Genomic DNA, 22,283 nt, shown 5'->3' with positions numbered 1-22,283 from the left:
TATTGGTTAATGGGGATTCGGCATTGGGTATTATGTATTAAGAAAACTCTTCCCCAGTACAACCAGTCCCTAATCCCCAGCCCCTAGTCCCCAGTCACTAGTCCCTAGTTCCCATTGCTTTATCCAAAGACACTGTTGCTACTACGTTTTGAGTATTTACCATTGCTGTAATTGTTGGTTCAGTCCAGCGCACTAACCAACCAGGTTGAATGCCGAAAATCACAATCAGCACAGCTAAAATTGCCGCTGGGATGCGATCGCTCCAATACACACGCGGTAAGTTGGTAACTTGTGCAGACAGGCGGCCAAAAAAGGCGCGGTTGACGAGAATTAAGAAGTAAACGGCTGTTAAACCTGTACCAATCATGCACAGCAGGGTTTGTACTGGAAAAACTGGAAAACTCCCCCGATAAACTACGAATTCGGAAATAAACCCTACCATTCCCGGTATACCAGCGCTGGCCATGACTCCGACAATCATCAAGCTACCGATGACCGGCATACCGCGTTCTGGGTTCAACAATCCTTGGATCACTTCTAAATCGCGGCTTCCGGCTTTTTTATACACAACCCCCACCAGCAAAAACAGCATTGCGGAAATCAAGCCGTGGCTAATCATTTGCATCACAGCACCCAACACGCTTAAAGGTGTAGCTGCCGCCGCCGCTAAAAGCACGTAACCCATGTGTCCAATGGAACTGTACGCCACCATTTTTTTCATATCGGTTTGAGCGATCGCGCAGGATGAACCATACAGCACACTTACCACTGCCCAAGTTGCCAACCAAGGAGCCACATAAGCCCAAGCTTCTGGTAACAAGTTCATGCCAAATCGCAGTAAGCCGTAAGTTCCCAACTTCAACAGCACCCCAGCTAATAGCACTGAAATCGGTGTGGAAGCTTCAACGTGAGCATCTGGCAACCAAGTATGGAAGGGAACCAAGGGAATTTTAATCCCAAAACCTACCAAAATTCCCGCTAGCAGTAAAAGCTGTGTTGCTAGAGGTAAAGTTGTAGCGTTCAAGGTTGCTAGTGCAAAGTTAGAGGAACCACTCAGCCAAACCATGCCGAGGAAACTTGCTAAAATCAGGATTCCCGAAACGGCTGTATAAATGAGAAATTTTGTAGCAGCATAACCCCGCTTTGCCCCACCCCAAATGGCTATCAACAAATACAGCGGAATCAGTTCCAATTCGTAAAACAGAAAAAATAGCAGTAAATCCTGTGCCAGAAAGGCTCCAGTCACCCCAGCGCTTAATAATAGTATCAAACAGTAATAAAACTTAGGACGCTGTAGGGATTCATCGCTGCTGTAAATGGCAATGGAAGTTAACAATCCATTTAAAACTAGCAACGGCAAAGATAAACCATCTATCCCAAGGTTATAATTCAACCCTAAAACATCTACCCAAGGGACAGACTCGGCAAACTGTTGAGTAATTTCTCCTGGATGGAACTGAATTGCTAGTACGATTGTCCACAAGAAAGCGATACTGGCAAAGACCAAAGCCACCCCACGGGCGAATTTCCCACTGATGCCAGAGGGCGAGAAACCAATTAAAGCTGCCCCGATTAACGGCACTAGAATTAAAACACTAAGCATAGAATTCAGGTAAGGGGAGATGAGGGAGATGAGGGGGATGAGGGGGATGAGGGAGAATAATAAATCCTAACTCCTACTCCCTTCCCGCTTTCAGATTACCTATTTGTTCTTCTGTTTGTTCCTTGGCGTCCTTGGCGTCCTTGGCGGTTCGTTAAAAAATTAGGTATTCTCACAGAACTATAGGAGTAACTGCTAACTCGTTTAAAAAGGCAATTTATCTAGTAAACCCAATGACCAGCTGATGAAAAAACCCAGGACGCTGACAACTGCTAGGATGGTCAACATATAGCCCTGAGATTGCCCAGAAATGCTGTACTTTAAAGTTTGTCCGCCGAGAATTGTGGCAAACCCAACCAAGTTTACTAAACCGTCAACCAAGTAGCGATCGCTCCAAGCAGAAATTTTAGATAGCAGTGCTACTGCACTCACCACGGTTACAAGATAAACTCGGTCAATATAAAAATCATAACCTAACAAGTCTTGCAGAAATCTCCACGCCAAGATTCTGGATCTTGACCAAGCTTTGTGTAGATGAACTGTACACCCTAGACCTACTCCCACTACGGTAGAAGCAAACAACGCTAACGCCACATACCAATTAATACTTTCCCAATCGGGTAGCAAGTACCATTGCTGTAGCATTAGAGGTAGAAGCAGAGTCAGCACTGTCAGAATCACCATTGGCAGCGCCATCTGCCAACCAACTTCTGGCGTGCGACGGGTCTTTTGTTGCGGTTTCCCCCAGAAGACTAATCTAAATACTCTGGTCAAGTTCAATGCTGTCAAGCCATTGACCAATAATAAAACCCCAATCACCCAAGGGCTAATATTCACGAAACCGTCAGCCCATGCTAGCATTGCCCAGAAGCTTCCCAGTGGTAACAGTGTTACCATTCCGGCTGAACTGACCACAAAGGCAGTGGTAGTGGCTGGCATCCGTGACCACAAACCGCCCATTTCTGTTAAATCTTGGCTTTGGGTAGTCAAGATTACTGAACCAGAACTCATGAATAATAATGCTTTGGCGATCGCATGAGTTAACAGCAACATCAAGGCTACACCCCCTTGCTGTAACCCCACCGCCAAAAACACTAAGCCCATGTATGCACTGGTAGAATGAGATAGCGATCGCTTAATGTCAATTTGAGCTATAGATACTAATGTGGCCCCAATCGCTGTCACCGTGCCCATGACTACCAAGGTATTCAAGGCAACTGGAGACAGTGCTAACAATGGTTGCAGTTTATACAGTAAATAAGCACCACCAGCTACTACTAGTGAGTTTCGCATTACCGAGGCGGGGTTGGGCCCTTCCATTGCCTCATCTAACCACAGGTGCAGTGGAAATTGGGCGCATTTCCCAGCAGGCCCAGCAATTAACGCCAACCCCAGCAATGCTGATGTCGTTGGGCTTAAATTAGCTGTTTGTGCCCACTCATATAAATCTGAAAAGTTCAAACTGCCGGCTAAGGTGGAAAGCGTCACCACAGCCATCAGCAGCAACAAGTCTCCCACCCGTTTAGTCCAAAACGCATCCCGCGCCGCCGTCACTACTAGCGGTTGAGCGTACCAGAACCCCACCAGCAAATAAGTCGAAAGCGTCAGGACTTCCAATAGGGCATAACTGAGAAACAAAGAATCACTGATTGCTAGACCACTCAGCGCTGCTTCAAAAAATCCTAGCAGCGCAAAAAAACGCGCCAACGACCAGTCCTTTTCCATGTAACCCAGAGCGTAAACTTGTGCTAAGAGGCTTAACCCCGTAATTAAAACTGTTGCCCCAATGCTGACTGCTGAGAGTTCCAAGGTAAAAGATAAGTCTAAATCAGCAGCTTTGAACCAGGTAACTAGTAACTTTTCTGGTTCTCTATCCCAGACATTTTTAAATACAAACAGGCTATGGGCAAAAGCTAAAACAGTCGTCAACAAGTTTATATATGCCGCAGGTCTTGGCCCTGTTCGCTGAATGATTCCTATTCCCCACGGCAAGGTCAAAATTGCGCCTAATAAGCTATAAAAAGGCACAAACCAACTTGTTGAAAATAGAAATTGATCCATTTAAATTTCCCTTGACGACTCAGCCTTGATTTGAAAAAAAGCTTTAAAATAATTATTATTTATTTAATAAAATTAATCTACCAAAATACCGATGTTTTTTTTACTATTGTTTCAACTAAATTCCCAGAAGTATTTTTACTTAACCTTACCCTATTTTACATAAGTAAAATATAACTTTACATAAGTGAAAGCATTTACTTGCCTTAACATCACCGACCTTTTTACATTTGTATTTCTACTTTGAGCAAAGTACTTTATACGATATATTTGAAAAAATTATATATTTTTCACCTAGTCATTGTACATAGAGCAAAATTTGAGGAAAGATAGAGACAGCAAAAGATACAGCCGCTGCTTGCCCCTCGCCAGATGGGATTAGCCTTAGTTATGAATGTCGTTTTGTAAATGTGATAAAGAAATTATAAAGCATAAGTGGCTGCTCTAGGAATCAGTGAACTTTAATTGCCCAGAAGCACAGATAAATTTTTGTTAAGTTTTTTAAAACTTTCTTATCATAAACTATTATAGTAATTTATATTGCCAGGGACGCCAAGCTTTCCTATGCTTAATTTGGAAGTGTTTTCTTAACTCTAAGATAAAGCTCTCCCCGTCAAAAATTTCAAAAAACAGTACTGATTAGATTCATTTTGTAGGAGTTCTGCGATGCCAATTGCAGTTGGGATGATTGAAACGAAGGGCTTTCCAGCAGTAGTAGAAGCTGCTGATGCGATGGTGAAAGCCGCCCGTGTCACTTTAGTAGGCTATGAGAAAATTGGTAGCGCTCGTGTCACCGTGATCGTTAGGGGAGATGTATCGGAAGTGCAAGCTTCTGTAGCAGCTGGGGTTGAAGCCGCGAAAAGAGTCAATGGTGGTGAAGTGTTATCCACTCACATCATTGCTCGTCCTCACGAAAACCTGGAATACGTCTTGCCGATACGTTACACAGAAGCGGTAGAACAATTCCGTACTTAAAAGCTGTTTAAACAAAGTAATTAACGCTCTTTACCTGATTGAGCATCACTTTTGTCCAAGGCTAAAAACTTTAAATAGGGATTAAAACTAATGTCAATTGCAGTGGGAATGGTTGAAACGCTAGGCTTTCCAGCAGTGGTAGAAGCTGCTGATGCAATGGTAAAAGCTGCCCGCGTCACTTTAGTAGGCTATGAAAAAATCGGTAGTGGTCGGGTGACGGTGATTGTCCGGGGTGACGTTTCGGAAGTGCAAGCTTCTGTGGCCGCAGGTGTTGAATCTGTAAAGCGAGTCAACGGCGGACAAGTGCTGTCTACTCACATCATTGCTCGTCCTCACGAAAACTTGGAATACGTTCTGCCAATTCGTTATACCGAAGACGTAGAGCAGTTCCGCGAAAATGTCAATGCAATTCGTCCTTTCGGTAGAAGACCGTAATTTGTAATGCAAGTTGCCAAAGTTCGCGGCACAGTAGTTAGCACCCAAAAAGACCCAAGTCTCAGAGGTGTGAAACTACTGTTGTTACAATTAGTGGACGAAGATGGAAACATCCTCCCACAATACGAAGTAGCAGCAGATACTGTGGGAGCAGGAGTAGATGAGTGGGTACTTGTCAGTCGTGGCAGTGCCGCTCGTCAAATTCTGGGAAACGAGCAGCGTCCATTAGATGCAGCAGTAGTAGCGATCATAGATACTATTCACGTTGAAGATCGCGTCATTTACAGCAAAAAAGATCAATATCGATAGTTATTTAGTCATTAGTCATTAGTCATTGGTATTAGCTAAAGACAAATGACAAATGACAACTGACTAATGACTAACTTAATAGAGGAGGAATCTTGCGATGGCAGTCCGCAGCACGGCGGCACCCCCAACCCCGTGGTCGAGGAATTTAGCTGAACCCAAAATCCATGAAACTGCCTTTGTACATTCATTTTCCAATGTGATTGGGGATGTAAGGTTAGGTGCAAATGTAATCGTTGCTCCGGGGACTACGATTAGAGCGGATGAAGGCACACCTTTTTATATTGGTGAAAACACTAATATTCAAGATGGTGTTGTGATTCATGGGTTAGAGGAAGGTCGAGTAATTGGCGATGACCAAAATAAATACTCGGTGTGGGTTGGCAAAAATGCCTGCATTACCCACATGGCTTTAATTCACGGACCAGCTTATGTGGGGGATAATTCCTTCATTGGCTTTCGATCTACGGTGTTCAATGCCAGGGTGGGTGCAGGTTGCATCGTAATGATGCACGCTTTGATTCAAGACGTAGAGATTCCCCCAGGTAAATATATACCTTCGGGAGCGATAATTACTAACCAGCAACAAGCTGACCGTTTGCCAGATGTGCAAGATCAGGATAAGGAATTTGCTCATCATGTGGTTGGAATTAATCAGGCATTACGAGCAGGTTATCTCTGTGCTGCGGATAGCAAATGTATAGCACCCATTCGGGATGAGAACGCTAAATCTTATATAGGTAATGGTATTACTGTTTTAGAGTTGGAAAGGAGTAGTGAAGTGTCGAGCAATAGTTTGGGTGCAGAAACAATAGAGCAGTTGCGCTATCTATTGGAACAAGGTTATAAAATTGGTACGGAACACGTAGACCAAAGACGGTTCCGCACGGGTTCTTGGACTAGCTGCCAGCCAATTGAACCGCGATCGCTCGGTGAAGCGATCGCAGCATTAGAAAGCTGTGTAAGAGACCATAGCGGCGAGTATGTGCGGCTATTTGGCATTGACAAAGGTAGACGACGTGTGCTAGAAAACATCATCCAACGTCCAGATAGTGATGTTAAACCAGCTACCAGTTTTAAGGCTCCGGCTAGTCGTGGTAATAGCAGTTATAGCAGGAGTAATGGTAACGGTAACAGCTCTAGCAGTGGCAAAGTCAATGGCGAAACTGTAGAGCAAATCCGCCAACTCTTGGCAGGTGGTTACAAAATTGGCATGGAACACGTAGATGAGCGCCGCTTCCGAACTGGTTCCTGGACTAGTTGCAAGCCAATTGAAGCAACTTCCATAAATCAAGTAATCTCCGCCTTGGAAGAATGTATCGAAAGCCATCAAGGCGAGTATGTGCGTTTAATCGGGATTGATACCAAAGCTAAACGGCGGGTATTAGAAAGCATTATCCAACGTCCAAATGGTCAAGTAGCCTCCTCTGGCAGCCAGAAATCATTTAGTACCAGTACACCCTCTGCTACGGCAACAACTACCAGTACCCGCTTGAGTACTGAAGTAGTAGAACAGCTCCGGCAATTATTGGGTAGTGGATATAAAATTAGCATTGAACACGTAGATGAACGGCGGTTCCGTACAGGTTCCTGGACTAGTACCGGTCAAATTCAAGCCTCCTCAGAAAGAGAAGCGATCGCAGCCGTAGAAAGACAGCTCGGTGAATATCCAGGGGAATATGTGCGCTTAATTGGTATTGACCCCAAAGCCAAACGGCGGGTATTAGAGACCATTATCCAACGTCCAAATGGTCAAGTAGCCTCCTCTGGCAGTCAGAAATCATTTACTAGCAGTGCCCCCTCTGCAACAGCAACAGCAACAGCAACAGCTACCAGTACCCGCTTGAGTACTGAAGTAGTAAACCAACTCCGGCAATTATTGGCTGGCGGCTCTAAAATTAGTATTGAACACGTAGACCAACGGCGGTTCCGTACAGGTTCCTGGACTAGTACCGGTCAAATTCAAGCCTCCTCAGAAAGAGAAGCGATCGCAGCCGTAGAAAGACAGCTCGGTGAATATCCAGGGGAATATGTGCGCTTAATTGGTATTGACCCCAAAGCCAAACGGCGGGTATTAGAGACCATTATCCAACGTCCAAATGGTCAAGTAGCCTCCTCTGGCAGTCAGAAATCATTTACTAGCAGTGCCCCCTCTGCAACAGCAACAGCAACAGCAACAGCTACCAGTACCCGCTTGAGTACTGAAGTAGTAAACCAACTCCGGCAATTATTGGCTGGCGGCTCTAAAATTAGTATTGAACACGTAGACCAACGGCGGTTCCGTACAGGTTCCTGGACTAGTACCGGTCAAATTCAAGCCTCCTCAGAAAGAGAAGCGATCGCATCTGTAGAACGGCACCTCGGCGAATATCCAGGGGAATATGTGCGCTTAATTGGTATTGACCCCAAAGCCAAGCGTCGGGTATTGGAAACGATTATTCAACGACCTTAAGGAGTTAGGAGTTAGGAGTTAGGAGTTAGGAGTTAGGAGTTAGGAATTAAAAAAGATTGTTAATTCATAACTCTAAACTCAAAATTTATAACTACTCACTTTTAACTAACTCCTCACTTTTAACTCCTAACTCTCTATTTTCTTCTGGCTTGCGAGGTTAAAATTTCCATGTCTGTGCCGCCACTGCGCCTCAGCAATAACTTTGATTCTTACATTAGTGGCGAGGTGACTATTCATCCAAGCGCGGTACTTGCACCTGGGGTGATTCTCCAAGCGGCTGTAAACAGCAAGATCATCATTGGGCCAGGGGTCTGTATTGGTATGGGAGCAATTCTCCAAGTCCATGAAGGCACCCTAGAGGTAGAAGTAGGTGCAAACCTGGGAGCCGGTTTTTTGATGGTTGGCAAGGGCAAAATTGGAGCAAATGCTTGCATTGGTTCAGCGACAACAGTTTTTAACTATTCGGTTGAACCTGGACAAGTAATTCCACCTGGATCGATTTTAGGAGACACTAGTCGGCAGATTGCCCAAACAAAGCAACTGGAAGCATCTCCAAGTAACCCAGCTTCTACAAGTATGCCACCGCCGAAGGAAGAGGAAAATAGCTCAGGGGGAGTTAAGGAAAAGGTAATTTCCTCAACTAACTTCTCAGCTTCGGCTTTTGTGGATTTCAAACAAAACAAGTCGATTTCTTATTTTAAATCTCCCGCCACTCCAGAAAGCCAGTCTCCTCCCGTGGAGGAACCGACCAATGATCATGCTGACTCCAGCTTGGGGTCAGCGGCCCAACCGTCTACAGAACATCATTCAGACCCCAGTCAGCCCGTCGCAGAATCCCCTAACGGTTTTGGGACTCAAATTTATGGACAAGGCAGCATAAGCAGACTGTTGACTACATTGTTTCCTCATAGACAATCCTTGAGCGACCCAAACTCTGACAATCAGTCCGAGTAAGTGTTAATTGTAAGTTGTCGGCTTTTTCCGTATCTGGGATAATTCATAATGGAAACATATAATCAACGGTCTCTCAATACCAGCCAGGGAGCGCATAGTTACGAAACCTACGAGGATACTGCTTTGGGTTTAGTTTCTACCCGCAGCTTTCCAGCGATCGTTGGTACGGCGGATATGATGCTGAAATCGGCAGGAGTTCACTTAGTTGGGTATGAAAAAATTGGTAGCGGCCATTGTACTGCGATCGTCCGGGGTGGAATTGCTGACGTGCGTCTGGCTGTAGAATCAGGTGTGCAAACGGCTGAACAGTTTGGTCAGTTGATTTCTAGTTTGGTGATTCCCCGACCTTATCCCAACCTAGATATAGTGCTTCCGATCACAACTCGTTTAACTAAATTGATGCAGGAGGGCAATTACAGCCGTCTGAGTAATCAAGCAATTGGTTTGGTAGAAACGCGAGGATTTCCTGCGATGGTAGGAGCGTGTGATGCCATGCTGAAAGCTGCTGATGTTCATTTGGCAGCCTATGAAAAAATTGGTGCGGGTTTGTGTACAGCGATTATTCGCGGTTCCGTAGCAAATGTGGCGGTAGCTGTGGAAGCGGGAATGTTTGAGGCAGAACGCATTGGGGAATTGAATGCAGTGATGGTAATTCCCCGACCTCTGGATGAAATGGAGCTAACCTTGCCATTAGCAAGTTGCTGGATAGAACAACGTCAAGCGTTAAACTTGCCTGTGAATATTAAAGAACAAGTTGCGGAAATCGAGGTATTAAGATTACCAGACTTAACCAAGCTAAATACAAAAGTTACGGAAGAATTATGGAATGATGAATGATGAATTTTGGAAAATCCTCATTCAGCATTCATCGGGAGATGGAAGGCATCTTACGCTTTTCTTATTCTTCTGATAATAGCTTCTTAAATACATAAGTAAAATACCTTTATTTTAATAGAAATAATAGAGTTTTATCTATAATAGAACTCGTAACTTTCTGTGAGCATAGCTATATCATTTGCCAGTGTTCAGCAATACTAGTTTTATATCAATTAATCGCTATATACAGGAGAATCACCCTTGAACCAAGCGACGCTGCACCAGTTAAAGGTGTTCGAGGCGGCGGCACGGCACAGTAGCTTTACTCGTGCTGCTGAGGAATTGTTTCTCACCCAACCTACCGTTTCTATGCAGATCAAGCAACTCACCAAATCGGTAGGGTTGCCATTATTTGAGCAAGTGGGGAAACGGTTGTATCTGACGGAAGCAGGACGGGAATTATTTGCTACTTGTCGGCAGATTTTTGAAAATATAGCCCAGTATGAAATGAAGGTGGCAGATTTAAAAGGGCTAAAACAGGGTCAATTACGCTTGGCGGTGATTACAACAGCAAAATACTTTATTCCACGTTTGTTAGGGCCGTTTTGCGAACTTTATCCAGGGATTGATATCTCCCTGCAAGTAACGAATCACGAACAAATTTTGGAACGGATGAGTCATAATCTGGACGACTTATATATTATGAGTCAAATTCCAGACAATATAGATGTGACTTGTGAACCATTTTTAGAAAACCCTTTGATAGTCTTTGCACCGATTAATCATCCGTTATCCAAGGAAAAAAATATTCCTATACAACGCCTGTCTAACGAACCTTTTATTATGCGGGAACCAGGTTCAGGAACTCGTCGCGCCGTCCAAAGGCTATTTGAAGAACAAGGGGTGACGGTAAAAGTCAAGCTAGAATTGGGAAGTAATGAAGCAATTAAACAAGCGATCGCAGGTGGTTTAGGAATTTCTGTTTTATCCCGTCATACCTTACTATTAGACTCCTCAGAGTTTAGCATTTTAGATGTACAACACTTTCCCATTCAGCGAAATTGGTACATGGTTTACCTATCTGGCAAGCAGCTATCTATCGTTGCTCGTGCCTATTATGAGTATCTACTAGCTGCCGCAAAAAATGTTGTACAGCAAAACGCTGATACTTCTTTTAGTACATTTGAACCAAATCACCGGTAAAATAATTCATAATTACGAATTACGAATTACGAATTACGAATTACTTAAAGGGGTTGACGGTTAGACCGGGAAGCATTGACAATTAACCAGCAGAATCATTAAAAATGGGGGAAAACTGGCAGTGGTTAACCCGGAAATACCGTCTTGGCGCAAAACAGTACAAAGCGAGATTGTAGCTGTTACTGTGTATTCTGACAGAGCATTGGTAACACGGCGGGGTGTAGTTGATTTAACAGGAATTGAACAGGAATTAGTAATTACCCCAGTGCCAGTAACTCTAGAAACTGAGTCTGTCAGGGTTAGCGGTACAGGAACAGTAGGGGTGCGGTTGGTGGGAGTTAGTAGCGATCGCATCTACACTACTGAACCTGTAGCGGAGCGAGTAGCACATTTTACAAGACAAATTCAGCAATTAGAAGCCGAAAAACGCCACTTGCAAGCCCAAGTGGATGCTTTAGCATTGCAGTCTAGTTTTATCGCCGGCTTACGGGAAAAAACAGAAGAACCCTTTGCACAGAGTTTGTCTCGGAAAAATCTCAGCCTCAGCGAAACTTTGGATTTCTTAAACTTTCTCGGAAGCCAGTATAGTGAGTATGCGATCGCATCTGGAGAGTGCAAAACCCAACAGCAGGAATTAGACAAACAACTGCAAGCACTCCACACTTCATTGCAAAAAATCCAAACACCCCATCCTAAAGAGAGTTTTAACTTAGTTGTCGCAGTTGAAGTTACGGGTGAAGGCGAATTTGAATTAGAGCTATCATACTTAGTAAATCGCGCTAGTTGGACTCCGCTTTATGACTTGCGCTTTAGCACTACCAGCGATATTGTACATCTGAGCTACCTTGCAGAAATCACCCAAAGCAGTGGCGAAGATTGGATTGGTGCAAATCTCACCCTTTCTACCGCTAAACCGGGATTAGGTACACTTCCACCCAAACTTGAACCCTGGTATATTGATACGCCACTTCCCCAAAGAGTGCGACAACGATTTGCTGCCCAGCCGCCACTGCTGCCTAGCATACCAGAACCGCCTGCTTCTGCTGCCAGAGCGGATTGGCAAGAACAAGACGAAGTTACAGAGGATAGTCTTATCCCAGCAGAAACCGTTGCAGCAGAAGTATTCAAAGAAGGGAGTGTAGTTACCTTCAAATTGAATGGTGGTGGTAACATTCCCAGTGACGGCGCACCCCATAAAACTACGATTTTCAATGATGATTATCCTTGTAGCTTCGATTATGTGGCAATGCCAGGCTTGGTAAGCTTTGCTTATTTGCAAGCTAATGTGAAAAATAGTCCCAACGGTGCAACTTTGTTACCAGGTAAAGCGAATATTTTTCGTGACAACGTTTTTATTGGGACAACTCAGTTAGATAATATTGCACCAGGGCAAGAATTTAAACTTAATTTAGGAATTGACGAAGGTTTAAAAATTGAGCGCGATTTAGTTGAGCGTCTGGTAGACAAAAGATTGATTAGCAACCAGCGCCGCATTACTTATAGTTATCGATTGATAATTACTAACTTACTCGACAAAGAAATAAATCTAAAACTAGCTGAACAATTGCCAGTTAGCCGCAACGAGCAAATTAAGGTGCGCCTCAGTCGCAGCAACCCACAAATTCAACTTGGTGAAATGGGGATTTTAGGATGGCAGTTAACTCTTCCACCACAGGAGCGACGAGAGATATATTACCAGTTTAATGTTGAACATCCGCCTGAGTTAAGTGTGATTGGGTTAGATATTTAGCCTTTCAGCATATTAAAACTAATCTTTATCAATCTTTAAATTAGCTGGAGTAATTGAAAAGTTGATTTGCCATTTCAGCTTAGATATGTCACCTTGTAAGTATTCATGAATAGCCGTCGCTACATCAGAAGAGCGATTGAGGGGTACAACATAATCGAACACCCTTGTCATCGCTTTCAGAGTTTCAGATGTCCATTCTCCATCTACTACAAGAACTGCAAGCAATTCCTTATTCTTGCCTTTCCAGTTAATCGCTGAAAACATTTTGTCTTTTGCATATAGTGAAGCGTGTCTGGAAGATGACTTTCTCACCTCTATAAGAGCTTTTGGGAATTTTTCATCTGGAATAACAAAGTCGGCTCGGAAGTTATAAATAACACCCTCAAGATAGCTGTATTCAGACTCTAACTTATAAGGAATGTTAGCATCATCAAGAGCCTTAGCAACAATACGTTCAAGAAGTACTCTACCTACCAAATCACGGACAATACCCTCAAGAGTTGGTTCAATACTCTGCAAAATTTGTTGGCGAGTCATAGTCTGGCCAGGCTTTCGTTTATTCAAAATTTCAGCCAGTTTTTTAGCTGCTGGTTGTGAAATAGCATTATCCGATACATTGCCAATTTGTTTTTTTAACGCCGCCTTACTTGTAATATTGGCAAGGCGCTGAAGAATCGGAAGCATATAGGAATTACATTGAATATAGTCAGCATCAAATTCCTCAAGTCCTTTTGTGATGATATATAGTTCATTTAAAAGATTTTCTACTCTGTTTCTTAACTGAATGTACACACCTTTTGTAATTGCTGACTGTACATCAAAAGGGACAGCTTGCATCCGAAAAAGTTCTTGTACAACCTCTTGTGGACTAGCTTCGGTTGGGTCGAGTGAACTATCAAGACCACTGAGAATAATTAGTTTTTGTTCAAAAATCTGGATCTGTTCTGCCTGAATGTTTGCGAAGCCACTAGTCTGCTTACTCAGTTCTAAGTAAATTTGGACATAGAGTGTCATTGCTTGCCTAGCAATCTGGTAAAGCGTATTACTGGTACTTACTTCTGGTGAGCTATCAGCATCAAATTCGTCTTGCATGTATATGAAATTCTCCAAGAGGTTTGTCGATACCTTGCCGTTTTTCTAAAACCCAGCGACTCCCTCGTGTCCGCAAGGTTTCGATTGTTAAAATCTCAAATCCATTTTCCTCCATTATCTGAGATAATAACTTTTCCGTCTGGATATGAACTCCGTAAAGTGCTGCATCTGCTACAACAATATGAACGTGGCTCTGAGGTCGTAAAACCCTTTTTAATTCTTGAAAGACTCGCTGCATTTGTCCAAAGTAAGGATATACAAGTAGGTAATAGTCTTTCTTGCCATTTCTCAGTTTTCTTTGTTGCTTAAGCTCATTAACTAGTGGTTGTAATGAAGATTGAACATTTGCTGATATAGCTTCTATAAATATATTTTGATTCTGTTTGAGGTCAGTTGGGGCAGTTGTGGTATTAACAATTAATCGCCGACGCACTCGTTCTGTAATCTCACGCCATGAGCCAGCATAACACCAAAAATAAAGTTGCATCCTTGTCATCTCAGCAAAGTCAAAATTGTTGAGATAAGGTGGTGAAGTGATGCATAGAGAACAGCTTTCATCTTCCAGAGTATTCATTGTTTCAGAACTAATAAAATGCAATTTTGCTCTTGGTTTAAACCTGTTTCCTAGCAATTTAATGTCGTCTCTAATATCATCACAAACTTTTTGGAGAGCAATTTGATACGGTGTTGATTTCTTCTGACTAGTAGGAGCTTTGTAAATTCCATCTGTTTGAGAGCCAGATGTGAGTTCAAGTACGCGAGAAATAATTAGACGATAAAGCGGACGTTCAGTAGATCCAATTTGATTTTCAAGCATAAGAGCAGATGCTAAAAGCCGCAATTCTTGCTCTGGGAAAAGTTTTACTAAAAAAAGCGCAGCATCTGTTGTCCAAACTTCTGCAATATCACTAGTATACGGTTCAATAAATCGACAAATTTTTTCGATGGTATCTACCTGCTGTGTGCAAGTAGGGGGGAATATTTTAGCAAGCGAAATATCGTAGAAAAAAGGGTGAGCCTCAAAACCAACAGAGGATATACCATGAAAGTTGGCCTGTACAAGGGAGGTAGATAAACCTGAAAATGGATCGATAAGCATCTCATCTGCTGTTAGGCCAGATTCTTGAATGCACGAACTCACGAACTCTGGAGAAAAGCCAGCTATGAAGTTGAACCATCTGTGTATAGGATGACGATTTGTTGTCAGATTGGTTGGGAGCTTTTCTTTAGACGGTTCATACTCAAAAAGTCTGAGTTGTCTCATTGATTCATGTTTATATGCTTACAGGAATACCTTATAATACCTGAGATATATACTGACAAATTGCTTGCTGCACGTCTACGCTCCTCACTGCTACGCTAAACTTATAGCACTGAGACACTTGCCGCTATGTCTGTCACCAAAGATTTTCAAGTTTCAAAAGATGTTATATTTCCGCCAGGGAACTTATATAGTGACGAACCGCCTTTGGAAACTGACTTGCATCGGCTACAAATGACACTGCTGATTCAATGCTTGGAGTGGTTGTGGCAAAATCGTAATGACTTTTATGCATCGGGTAATCTCACTATTTACTACAGTCCACGCCAGTGCAAATCAGAAAACTTCCGGGGGCCAGATTTTTTTGTAGTGCTGGGGACTGAACGCAAACACCGTAAAAGCTGGGTTGTTTGGGAAGAAGATGGCAAATATCCCAATCTAATTATAGAAATCCTCTCGGATAGCACAGGCGAGACTGATAAAGGCTTAAAAAAACAAATTTACCAAGATATCTTTCGCACACCAGATTATTTCTGGTTTGACCCGGAAACCTTAGAATTTTCAGGGTATCATTTGCTTGATGGTAAATATCAACTGCTGGAACCAAATCCCCAAGGCTGGTTGTGGAGTCAACAATTAGGTTTATATTTAGGGGTTTATCAAGAAAATTTACGCTTTTACACTCCTGAAGGAGAACTGGTTCCGACACCGGAAGAAGTGGCACAACAGCAGAAGCAACGCAGCGATCGCTTGGCGGCAAAACTGCGAGAATTAAATATAGATCCAGATACTATTTAACCTCCGCGCTGTCTTGCTTGTGCCTGTTGGCGCGAATGCTATGGATCTTCAGGAAAAACCCATTTTGGTGGTTCCGTCATTTTTTTCCGCAGACGTTCTTGTGCCAACTCCAACATTTTGTCTAAGGGAGTCTCTTGAATAAACTTTGCAGCGGCCTCTCTAAACTCGATATTGGGGCATTGATTCCCTAAAACACAACCGTTAACGCAGGCTTGGGCGCAGTTAATTTTTTGCTCCACAGTAAATTCCTCTCTAAAAGTTATGAGTTATAAGTTATACAGCAGAATTCAGAATTCAGAATCCAGAATTCAGAAGTAAAACAGGGTTTATACCTCGCTTTGGGACGAATCGTTGTGTACTTCACTTTCCTTAAAATCTGTTATAAGTTCCGAGTTATGATTTTCACCCTCCAGGTAAATTTTACCTTGTAAGTTGCCATCTGATTAGTTTAAATATCTACCATTTAGAAAGTTATCAGATGAGTTATGATTTTGACTTCTCACTCTTATAAAGCGCGCTCATGTCAGAAGTTTTTGCCACTACTGGAACCATCGCTGCGATCGCCACTGCTGTTGTTCCCCAACAGGGTAGCGTTGGCATTGTGAGGGTGTCGGGTTCCCAAGCAATGGCTCTAGCTCAAACTCTCTTTCATGCACCAGGGCGACAAGTTTGGGAAACTCACCAGATTCTCTACGGTTACATTCGCCATCCCCAGACGCAACAACTGGTGGATGAAGCCCTGTTGCTGATCATGAAAGCACCCCGTTCTTACACCCGTGAAGATGTAGTGGAATTCCATTGCCACGGGGGAATTATGGCAGTGCAGCAGGTGTTACAACTGTGTTTGGAAAATGGGGCAAGGTTAGCGCAACCGGGAGAATTTACTCTCCGCGCCTTTTTGAATGGACGATTGGATTTAACTCAAGCCGAAGGTATAGCTGATTTAGTGGGAGCGCGATCGCCCCAAGCTGCCCAAACTGCCTTAGCTGGTTTACAGGGAAAATTAGCTCATCCAATCCGGCAGTTACGCGCTAACTGTTTGGATATTTTGGCAGAAATCGAAGCTCGAATCGATTTTGAGGAAGACCTTCCTCTGTTGGATGATAAAGCAATCATATCAGAAATCGAGAAAATTGCCGCAGAAATCACTAGCTTAATAGAAACTAAAGATAAAGGTGAGTTGCTACGGACTGGTTTAAAAGTGGCAATTGTAGGGCGTCCGAATGTGGGGAAGTCCAGCTTATTGAACGCTTGGAGCCGGAGCGATCGCGCGATCGTCACTGATTTACCAGGTACAACCCGCGATGTGGTGGAATCCCAGTTGGTTGTCGGGGGAATTCCCGTGCAAGTGCTAGATACTGCGGGGATTCGGGAAACAACAGACCAAGTGGAAAAAATTGGTGTCGAGCGATCGCGTCGTGCTGCCAATGCAGCAGATTTAGTCTTGCTTACCATCGATGCTTCAGCTGGGTGGACAGAAGGCGATCAAGAAATTTACGAACAAGTGCAACATCGTCCGTTGATTCTAGTAATTAACAAAATCGATTTAGTAGAAGAAAGCGAAAGAAAAACTCTTCAATCTAAAATCCCAAATCCCAAATCTAAAATTGTCACAGTAGCAGCCCAAAATCAAGGTATTGATGCTTTAGAAACAGCAATTTTAGAGATAGTCCAAGCAGGAAAAGTGCAAGCTGCTGATATGGATTTAGCCATCAATCAAAGGCAAGCAGCAGCCTTAACTCAAGCTAAAATCTCTTTGGAACAAGTACAAGCAACAATTGCCGAGCAGTTCCCTCTTGATTTTTGGACTATTGACTTACGAGGTGCGATTCAAGCACTAGGAGAAATTACCGGAGAGGAAGTAACAGAATCAGTTTTAGATAGGATTTTTAGCAAGTTTTGTATTGGTAAATAAAGGGTACATTACACGATGTGCAACTTATTCTTGAAACCCCACTTCCATTCCTCTCCCCCACAGGGAGAGAGGCTTTGATTCTTACTCCCCTTCCCTTGTAGGGAAGGGGTTGGGGGTTAGGTTTGAGAGAAAGTTGTACACGGCGTTACATTGCCAAAAGCAAAATGCAACCCAACATTTATAGTAATCTTTATGAAGTTTCACTATTGGTCAACTCAACCTGCAATTGATAACTAAATGTACATCTCAATTCGCCAAGCAACCATACAAGATACGGTGATAGTCTCGGATATATTGTTAGAAGCAACTTTGTGGCTCCAGCAGCGTGGTGTACCTCTGTGGCGTGATAGCGAAGTTTCACCAGAAAGTATCTCTAAAGATGTTGCTAACGGCTTGTTTTTTATTGCGGAATGGGCAGGTAAACCAGCTGGTACAATCAAGTTTCAGCTAGAAGATTTACTTTTCTGGCCTGACATTTCTCAGGAGGAGTCAGCATTTGTACATCGCTTTGCAGTTCGACGAGATTACTCTGGTGGTAAAGTCTCTTCAGCACTGCTTACTTGGGCAGTCAAGCATACACAAACACTTGGTAGACATTATTTACGTCTAGATTGTGAAGCTTCGCGATCGCGCCTAAGAGCGATATATGAAGGCTTTGGTTTCCGTCATCACAGCGACAGACAAGTTGGTACTTGTTTTGTCTCTCGCTACGAATATGAAATACCTCCACAAGTAAGCTAAATTCATATGTCTTTTATCGATGAAATTAATCCTGTCAACGCATTGATTGTAGGAGCCAGCCAAGGTATTGGTTTAGGTTTTGTGAAAAAATTGCTACAAGATGACAGAATAGCCAAAGTTTATGCAACTTCTCGTCAACCGGAATTAGCTTCTGATTTAATAGCTCTTGCAGCCGAACATTCTGAGCGATTAATTTGTCTGGCGATGGATATTACTGACGAATCGCAGATTGTTGAAGCTGTTCAAAAAATACGTGCCCAAGTTGACAAACTGCATTTAGTAGTTAACTGTGTAGGACTGCTGCATGAAGATACTTTGCAACCTGAAAAAAGCTTAAGACAGATCAATTCAGAAAATTTGCTGCGCTACTTTCAGATAAATAGTGTTGGTGCTGTCTTGTTGGCTAAACATCTATTGCCTCTGTTTCGTCATGGAGAACGCAGCGTGTTTGCCACTATTTCTGCTAAATTGGGTAGTATTGGCGATAACCAGCTTGGTGGATGGTATGGCTATCGCGCTTCTAAAGCAGCACTCAATATGTTGATGCGAACTGCGGCAATTGAGTATAAAAGAAGTTGTCCTAAAGCATTAATAGTGACATTGCATCCTGGTACAACTGATACCCGCCTTTCCCGTCCTTTCCAGGTAAATGTACCTGCGGAACAATTATTTTCAGTGGAACGTACTGCTACCCAATTATTGGCTGTGATTGAACAGCTTCAAGAAGGCGATAGTGGACAGTTTTTCTCATGGAATGGAAGCAGATTGCCTTGGTAAGTGCGTTACGCTGGTGCTAGTGAAACTCACGTTACTTGTAACCAAAGCCTATGAAGTTTTTTGTGCCAGCAGCTAAGGATAATATTAAAGCAGAGCAGGTATATAGTGCGATCGCTCAGTCTCTCAAAGCACCAATAACCGAAAAACGTATTTGGAAGTTACAGTGGCGTGACAACGAAACTGATATGGAATGCGAGGTAGGAAAACCTTTACCACCTTCTTACCAAACTGGGAAAGAGCTAGTTCTGGCAATCTTTGAGTGTGAAAACCTTTATAAGATTTGTACTCTTAGCCGGGGAGCAGTAAAGGGTGAACCTATCTTGGTTGGAAAAAACTTTCAATCATCAGTAACATATTTTTCAGATCATGTAAATAACTAACTCTGTATCTTAGCCTGTTTGATAGAAGTGGATGCGATCAATCATATTGAAAACTTTACTTAGTACAATGGGTCTGGAAGTTTTGGATTTCGCGGGGAAACTTACTCCAAAGGAAGAATGACAATACAAATGATTTCTAAATGCAATATTTGATTATATTATCGGCTATTTCTCTAAAGTGATCTCTAAGAAGAGAAATCTGTTCTAGCTGTTTCCAAGCCCAGTTTCCGCTACCTTGCAATGTTTTCATCGGGCGGAATTTTTCAAGTTGAGAAACGGGCACATTTTGCCAAATACTGTTTTGAACTAAGACATTCATGTCCTCAATTTCTCCAATCTGGTAATTATTTGGAAGTCCCTGACACAGATTACCATTTAGTCTTGGAATAAGATCCGTTCTAATTGAATCAGAAATTTTATCGTGGTGAATTTGATCTGCCTTCACTAATTGGTTATTTCGAGTATCGAAACCGTTAAAAATCCACCCTGCAAATTTCGGAGAGCCTAATTGGTCATACTGAGTCAGATAGGGGTTAGAAGACTTAAATCGCTTAAAACCACTGCCCCAATCCTGAAAGAAACCAGGGAGCATTTCACCTATCAACCCAACACAGTATGCGCTGAAAGTGTCGGATGTGCATGGAACAATGAAATAATCAGATGAGTATAGCGCAGCTCTAACTAAAGCACCAAAAGAGGGAGGTAGGTCAATCAATGCGTAGTCATAGGAGTCTTCTACGCCGTTTCTTTTATTCGCAAAGTCAATCAGGTCGCGCAGTACAACATACTTAGCTACACCAGTACCTGTAAGCAAATCAGAACCAACACTTAGCGATTCTGAGTAAACGTTTAGCCAAAAGTCGCCAGCTATAATCTCTGCATTTGAGTGCGTATGAGGTCCTTTGTGGCTGAAAAACTCAAATCCACCTGTATTTTGCAAAAATCTTTGTAGGTAGGCGCGGATGGTAGTTCCATAGGGTACATTTTGAGTTGGTAATGTTTTAGTAAAGGTGTCGGTGCCCAATACAGCTAAAGACAGATTACACTGTGGGTCAAAGTCAACCATCAGTACACGCTTTTCCTTTCGTGCTATTGCGTCTGCAAGATTCCAGAGAATAGTTGTTTTCCCTACTCCGCCTTTATTGTTAAAAATTGAGATTATCTTCGTCATAAGCTAACTGCCATTTATTGTGTAATGTGAAAGAATTTGTACTATCGATCTATTAACGAAGTTCTAACAACCACATAGTCTTAATTAACCGTGCGTGATTTGCCGTAGTGTAAAATACGTGAGCATAGTGTAACTAACTAAACTAATAATTTGCTTTTTTGTAAAGATTTATTGACACATAAGTCTCACTACAGCTCTTCTAAAATCCAGTTTATTCAATAGTTCAACAGAATCAATTCCATGTACTGGTTGCTGACATAGCACTATACAGGTTTTATCAAACTACAACTCGGTATAATTTTGAGTCTACTTATACTTTGCAAAGGTGAATTAGACTGCTAAGAATTAGGAAACTCTAACTCAGCGTTTCCCCGTCCTAACTGCACCACCTCAGATGGTAGGTGTCGCTCCAACCAATCTTCCAAATCAGCCATTACCTCAGGGTAATTGAGGTCATTTTGAATCTCGTGATAGGCTCCGGGATACTCAATTCTCAGCTTATCTTTGCAATTTACCCGTTGATAAAAAATATCGCTTCCCTCTGGTAAAGCAACTCGGTCTGCGCCACCGTGGAGAATCAACAATGGTAATTGCCAATCAGCTGCGTGAACATTAATCCAATCAACTGTTGCAAAGAATTCTGTAGCTAGACGGGCAGTAGCACGGGTATGTCGCAGTGTATCTTGGACATAAGCGGCTAAAATCTGCTGATCTCGTGAAGCAGCACTGATGTCAATACCTGTATTCAGAGTGAAACGCGGCCACACCCGTGAAAGCATTTTTCCTAAAAGCACCCGAACAGGTGAAACCCCAACTTTCCCCAAGGTTGGCGCTAAAGCGATCGCACCCTGCAATACTGATGCTTGTTGGGGATAGCGCAGAATGTAATCTAAGACAATCACCGCGCCTAAACTATGACCCAAGAGAAAAACTGGGCATCCTGGCTGCTGAGTTTGAATTAACTGTAAAAAGGCTCCCAAGTCTTCGCGAAACTCACTCCAAGCGTTGATATAGCCTTGCTGACCTGGTGAGCGTCCATGACCACGCAACTCTAAGCCGTAGACAGCATATTGTTTGGGTATCAAATGCTGAACCACATTACTGTAGCGATCGCTGTGTCCTCCAAGTCCATGCACAATGGCTAATATTGCCCGTACTTTACCCTCTGGATGCCAGCTTTGGTAATACAGGTCAAGTCCTCCAACACCTTGAAATGTGCCTTCTTTATGAGACACTATGCGATTGCTATGGTCAATCATAAGGTTAATTTTTTACGTATTTTCCCAGCAAGTTACTAATAATGTCAACATATATTGTAGTAAAAATAGCTTCTATCTATCGAATAATTACAGTGAATTGAGTTATTCTCACGTATTTAAAGGCTTCTAACCCTTGTCGTTACCCAGATTTTTGTAACAATCAAAGTGTAGCGCAGACAGGCAATCCCGCCCAGAACTTAAGTTCTAGGCTAATAGCTCAAGTCCACTCAAGTGGACTGAAATTTTTGCTTTTACAGAGTATATAGCGTTTCCTAATCACATGAGGTACATCATAGTCCCCTATCATAGCCCCCTCTCGAAGAGCGGGGAGGGGGTTGGG

At 42.8% G+C, this 22,283-nt stretch carries 20 protein-coding genes; 13 read left to right on the top strand and 7 right to left on the bottom strand.

From position 1 onward, the window contains the following. Nucleotides 1-97 precede the first annotated feature (97 nt). Complete coding sequence (locus tag HWQ41_RS34125) at nucleotides 98-1,603, bottom strand: NADH-quinone oxidoreductase subunit M (RefSeq protein WP_292772719.1); 1,506 nt, start codon at nucleotides 1,601-1,603, stop codon at nucleotides 98-100. A 201-nt stretch (nucleotides 1,604-1,804) separates the two neighbouring features. Continuing rightward, nucleotides 1,805-3,661 (bottom strand): NAD(P)H-quinone oxidoreductase subunit F, encoded by a 1,857-nt coding sequence (locus tag HWQ41_RS34120; RefSeq protein ID WP_292772717.1) that lies wholly within the window; start codon nucleotides 3,659-3,661, stop codon nucleotides 1,805-1,807. 663 nt (nucleotides 3,662-4,324) lie between these two features. On the opposite strand from HWQ41_RS34120, the gene HWQ41_RS34115 reads away from it, so the two are divergent. From HWQ41_RS34115 to HWQ41_RS34080, 8 genes are all read left to right on the top strand, one after another. Further along, nucleotides 4,325-4,633: a carbon dioxide-concentrating mechanism protein CcmK gene (locus HWQ41_RS34115; protein ID WP_190891121.1), complete on the top strand. Its 309-nt coding sequence runs from the start codon at nucleotides 4,325-4,327 to the stop codon at nucleotides 4,631-4,633. A 90-nt stretch (nucleotides 4,634-4,723) separates the two neighbouring features. Then, nucleotides 4,724-5,068: a carbon dioxide-concentrating mechanism protein CcmK gene (locus HWQ41_RS34110; protein ID WP_010995041.1), complete on the top strand. Its 345-nt coding sequence runs from the start codon at nucleotides 4,724-4,726 to the stop codon at nucleotides 5,066-5,068. A 6-nt stretch (nucleotides 5,069-5,074) separates the two neighbouring features. Further along, entirely contained in the window at nucleotides 5,075-5,377 is a 303-nt protein-coding gene (locus HWQ41_RS34105) for a EutN/CcmL family microcompartment protein (protein WP_292772714.1), read from the top strand. 97 nt (nucleotides 5,378-5,474) lie between these two features. After that, a complete protein-coding gene (locus tag HWQ41_RS34100) occupies nucleotides 5,475-7,826 on the top strand; it encodes a ribulose bisphosphate carboxylase small subunit (protein WP_292772712.1) in 2,352 nt (783 codons plus the stop codon). Nucleotides 7,827-7,994: 168 nt separating this feature from the next. Then, nucleotides 7,995-8,780 carry a transferase gene (locus HWQ41_RS34095; protein WP_292772710.1) on the top strand — a complete coding sequence of 262 codons (786 nt, stop codon included), beginning with the start codon at nucleotides 7,995-7,997 and terminating at the stop codon, nucleotides 8,778-8,780. A 48-nt stretch (nucleotides 8,781-8,828) separates the two neighbouring features. Beyond that, nucleotides 8,829-9,617, top strand: coding sequence for a BMC domain-containing protein (locus tag HWQ41_RS34090; RefSeq protein ID WP_292772708.1), 789 nt, complete (start codon nucleotides 8,829-8,831; stop codon nucleotides 9,615-9,617). Nucleotides 9,618-9,857: 240 nt separating this feature from the next. Beyond that, nucleotides 9,858-10,799 (top strand): LysR family transcriptional regulator, encoded by a 942-nt coding sequence (locus HWQ41_RS34085; protein WP_292772706.1) that lies wholly within the window; start codon nucleotides 9,858-9,860, stop codon nucleotides 10,797-10,799. A 121-nt stretch (nucleotides 10,800-10,920) separates the two neighbouring features. Then, nucleotides 10,921-12,549, top strand: coding sequence for a mucoidy inhibitor MuiA family protein (locus HWQ41_RS34080; RefSeq protein ID WP_292772704.1), 1,629 nt, complete (start codon nucleotides 10,921-10,923; stop codon nucleotides 12,547-12,549). A gap of 18 nt (nucleotides 12,550-12,567) precedes the next feature. On the opposite strand, the gene HWQ41_RS34075 is transcribed toward HWQ41_RS34080, so the two are convergent. Together HWQ41_RS34075 and HWQ41_RS34070 are read right to left on the bottom strand one after the other, a co-directional pair. Continuing rightward, nucleotides 12,568-13,641: a hypothetical protein gene (locus HWQ41_RS34075; RefSeq protein WP_292772702.1), complete on the bottom strand. Its 1,074-nt coding sequence runs from the start codon at nucleotides 13,639-13,641 to the stop codon at nucleotides 12,568-12,570. Further along, the gene (locus HWQ41_RS34070; RefSeq protein ID WP_292772700.1) at nucleotides 13,625-14,905 is read right to left on the bottom strand and encodes a hypothetical protein; all 1,281 of its coding nucleotides are present in this window, start codon (nucleotides 14,903-14,905) and stop codon (nucleotides 13,625-13,627) included. Before HWQ41_RS34070 ends, HWQ41_RS34075 begins: the two co-directional genes overlap by 17 nt. A 126-nt stretch (nucleotides 14,906-15,031) precedes the next feature. On the opposite strand from HWQ41_RS34070, the gene HWQ41_RS34065 reads away from it, so the two are divergent. After that, complete coding sequence (locus tag HWQ41_RS34065) at nucleotides 15,032-15,700, top strand: Uma2 family endonuclease (RefSeq protein ID WP_292772698.1); 669 nt, start codon at nucleotides 15,032-15,034, stop codon at nucleotides 15,698-15,700. Nucleotides 15,701-15,738: 38 nt separating this feature from the next. On the opposite strand, the gene HWQ41_RS34060 is transcribed toward HWQ41_RS34065, so the two are convergent. After that, on the bottom strand, nucleotides 15,739-15,939 hold the full coding sequence (locus tag HWQ41_RS34060; RefSeq protein WP_292772696.1) for a hypothetical protein: 201 nt from the start codon (nucleotides 15,937-15,939) through the stop codon (nucleotides 15,739-15,741). Between the two features lie 281 nt (nucleotides 15,940-16,220). Between HWQ41_RS34060 and mnmE the strand changes: the two genes are divergently transcribed. From mnmE to HWQ41_RS34040, 4 genes are all read left to right on the top strand, one after another. After that, on the top strand, nucleotides 16,221-17,615 hold the full coding sequence (gene mnmE / locus HWQ41_RS34055) for a tRNA uridine-5-carboxymethylaminomethyl(34) synthesis GTPase MnmE (protein WP_292772694.1): 1,395 nt from the start codon (nucleotides 16,221-16,223) through the stop codon (nucleotides 17,613-17,615). 237 nt (nucleotides 17,616-17,852) lie between these two features. After that, the gene (locus tag HWQ41_RS34050) at nucleotides 17,853-18,356 is read left to right on the top strand and encodes a GNAT family N-acetyltransferase (protein WP_292772692.1); all 504 of its coding nucleotides are present in this window, start codon (nucleotides 17,853-17,855) and stop codon (nucleotides 18,354-18,356) included. Between the two features lie 6 nt (nucleotides 18,357-18,362). After that, the gene (locus tag HWQ41_RS34045) at nucleotides 18,363-19,133 is read left to right on the top strand and encodes an SDR family NAD(P)-dependent oxidoreductase (protein WP_292772690.1); all 771 of its coding nucleotides are present in this window, start codon (nucleotides 18,363-18,365) and stop codon (nucleotides 19,131-19,133) included. Between the two features lie 50 nt (nucleotides 19,134-19,183). Next, on the top strand, nucleotides 19,184-19,513 hold the full coding sequence (locus tag HWQ41_RS34040) for a hypothetical protein (protein WP_292772688.1): 330 nt from the start codon (nucleotides 19,184-19,186) through the stop codon (nucleotides 19,511-19,513). Nucleotides 19,514-19,649: 136 nt separating this feature from the next. On the opposite strand, the gene HWQ41_RS34035 is transcribed toward HWQ41_RS34040, so the two are convergent. Together HWQ41_RS34035 and HWQ41_RS34030 are read right to left on the bottom strand one after the other, a co-directional pair. Continuing rightward, complete coding sequence (locus tag HWQ41_RS34035; protein ID WP_292772686.1) at nucleotides 19,650-20,684, bottom strand: AAA family ATPase; 1,035 nt, start codon at nucleotides 20,682-20,684, stop codon at nucleotides 19,650-19,652. Between the two features lie 338 nt (nucleotides 20,685-21,022). Next, complete coding sequence (locus tag HWQ41_RS34030) at nucleotides 21,023-21,943, bottom strand: alpha/beta hydrolase (protein WP_292772684.1); 921 nt, start codon at nucleotides 21,941-21,943, stop codon at nucleotides 21,023-21,025. Between the last annotated feature and the right edge of the window lie 340 nt (nucleotides 21,944-22,283).

The sequence above is a fragment of the Nostoc sp. NOS(2021) genome (assembly GCF_017115025.1).
Taxonomy (GTDB): Bacteria; Cyanobacteriota; Cyanobacteriia; order Cyanobacteriales; family Nostocaceae; genus Nostoc.
Note: the sequence above shows the minus strand (reverse complement) of the source record. Positions and strands in the feature narration are given on the sequence as shown.

Coding starts and splice junctions, on each gene's coding strand:
- HWQ41_RS34125 (WP_292772719.1), bottom strand. CDS start 1,603: ATGCTTAGTGTTTTAATTCTAGTGCCGTTAATCGGGGCAGCTTTAATT.
- HWQ41_RS34120 (WP_292772717.1), bottom strand. CDS start 3,661: ATGGATCAATTTCTATTTTCAACAAGTTGGTTTGTGCCTTTTTATAGC.
- HWQ41_RS34115 (WP_190891121.1), top strand. CDS start 4,325: ATGCCAATTGCAGTTGGGATGATTGAAACGAAGGGCTTTCCAGCAGTA.
- HWQ41_RS34110 (WP_010995041.1), top strand. CDS start 4,724: ATGTCAATTGCAGTGGGAATGGTTGAAACGCTAGGCTTTCCAGCAGTG.
- HWQ41_RS34105 (WP_292772714.1), top strand. CDS start 5,075: ATGCAAGTTGCCAAAGTTCGCGGCACAGTAGTTAGCACCCAAAAAGAC.
- HWQ41_RS34100 (WP_292772712.1), top strand. CDS start 5,475: ATGGCAGTCCGCAGCACGGCGGCACCCCCAACCCCGTGGTCGAGGAAT.
- HWQ41_RS34095 (WP_292772710.1), top strand. CDS start 7,995: ATGTCTGTGCCGCCACTGCGCCTCAGCAATAACTTTGATTCTTACATT.
- HWQ41_RS34090 (WP_292772708.1), top strand. CDS start 8,829: ATGGAAACATATAATCAACGGTCTCTCAATACCAGCCAGGGAGCGCAT.
- HWQ41_RS34075 (WP_292772702.1), bottom strand. CDS start 13,641: ATGCAAGACGAATTTGATGCTGATAGCTCACCAGAAGTAAGTACCAGT.
- HWQ41_RS34070 (WP_292772700.1), bottom strand. CDS start 14,905: ATGAGACAACTCAGACTTTTTGAGTATGAACCGTCTAAAGAAAAGCTC.
- HWQ41_RS34065 (WP_292772698.1), top strand. CDS start 15,032: ATGTCTGTCACCAAAGATTTTCAAGTTTCAAAAGATGTTATATTTCCG.
- mnmE (WP_292772694.1), top strand. CDS start 16,221: ATGTCAGAAGTTTTTGCCACTACTGGAACCATCGCTGCGATCGCCACT.
- HWQ41_RS34050 (WP_292772692.1), top strand. CDS start 17,853: ATGTACATCTCAATTCGCCAAGCAACCATACAAGATACGGTGATAGTC.
- HWQ41_RS34045 (WP_292772690.1), top strand. CDS start 18,363: ATGTCTTTTATCGATGAAATTAATCCTGTCAACGCATTGATTGTAGGA.
- HWQ41_RS34040 (WP_292772688.1), top strand. CDS start 19,184: ATGAAGTTTTTTGTGCCAGCAGCTAAGGATAATATTAAAGCAGAGCAG.
- HWQ41_RS34035 (WP_292772686.1), bottom strand. CDS start 20,684: ATGACGAAGATAATCTCAATTTTTAACAATAAAGGCGGAGTAGGGAAA.
- HWQ41_RS34030 (WP_292772684.1), bottom strand. CDS start 21,943: ATGATTGACCATAGCAATCGCATAGTGTCTCATAAAGAAGGCACATTT.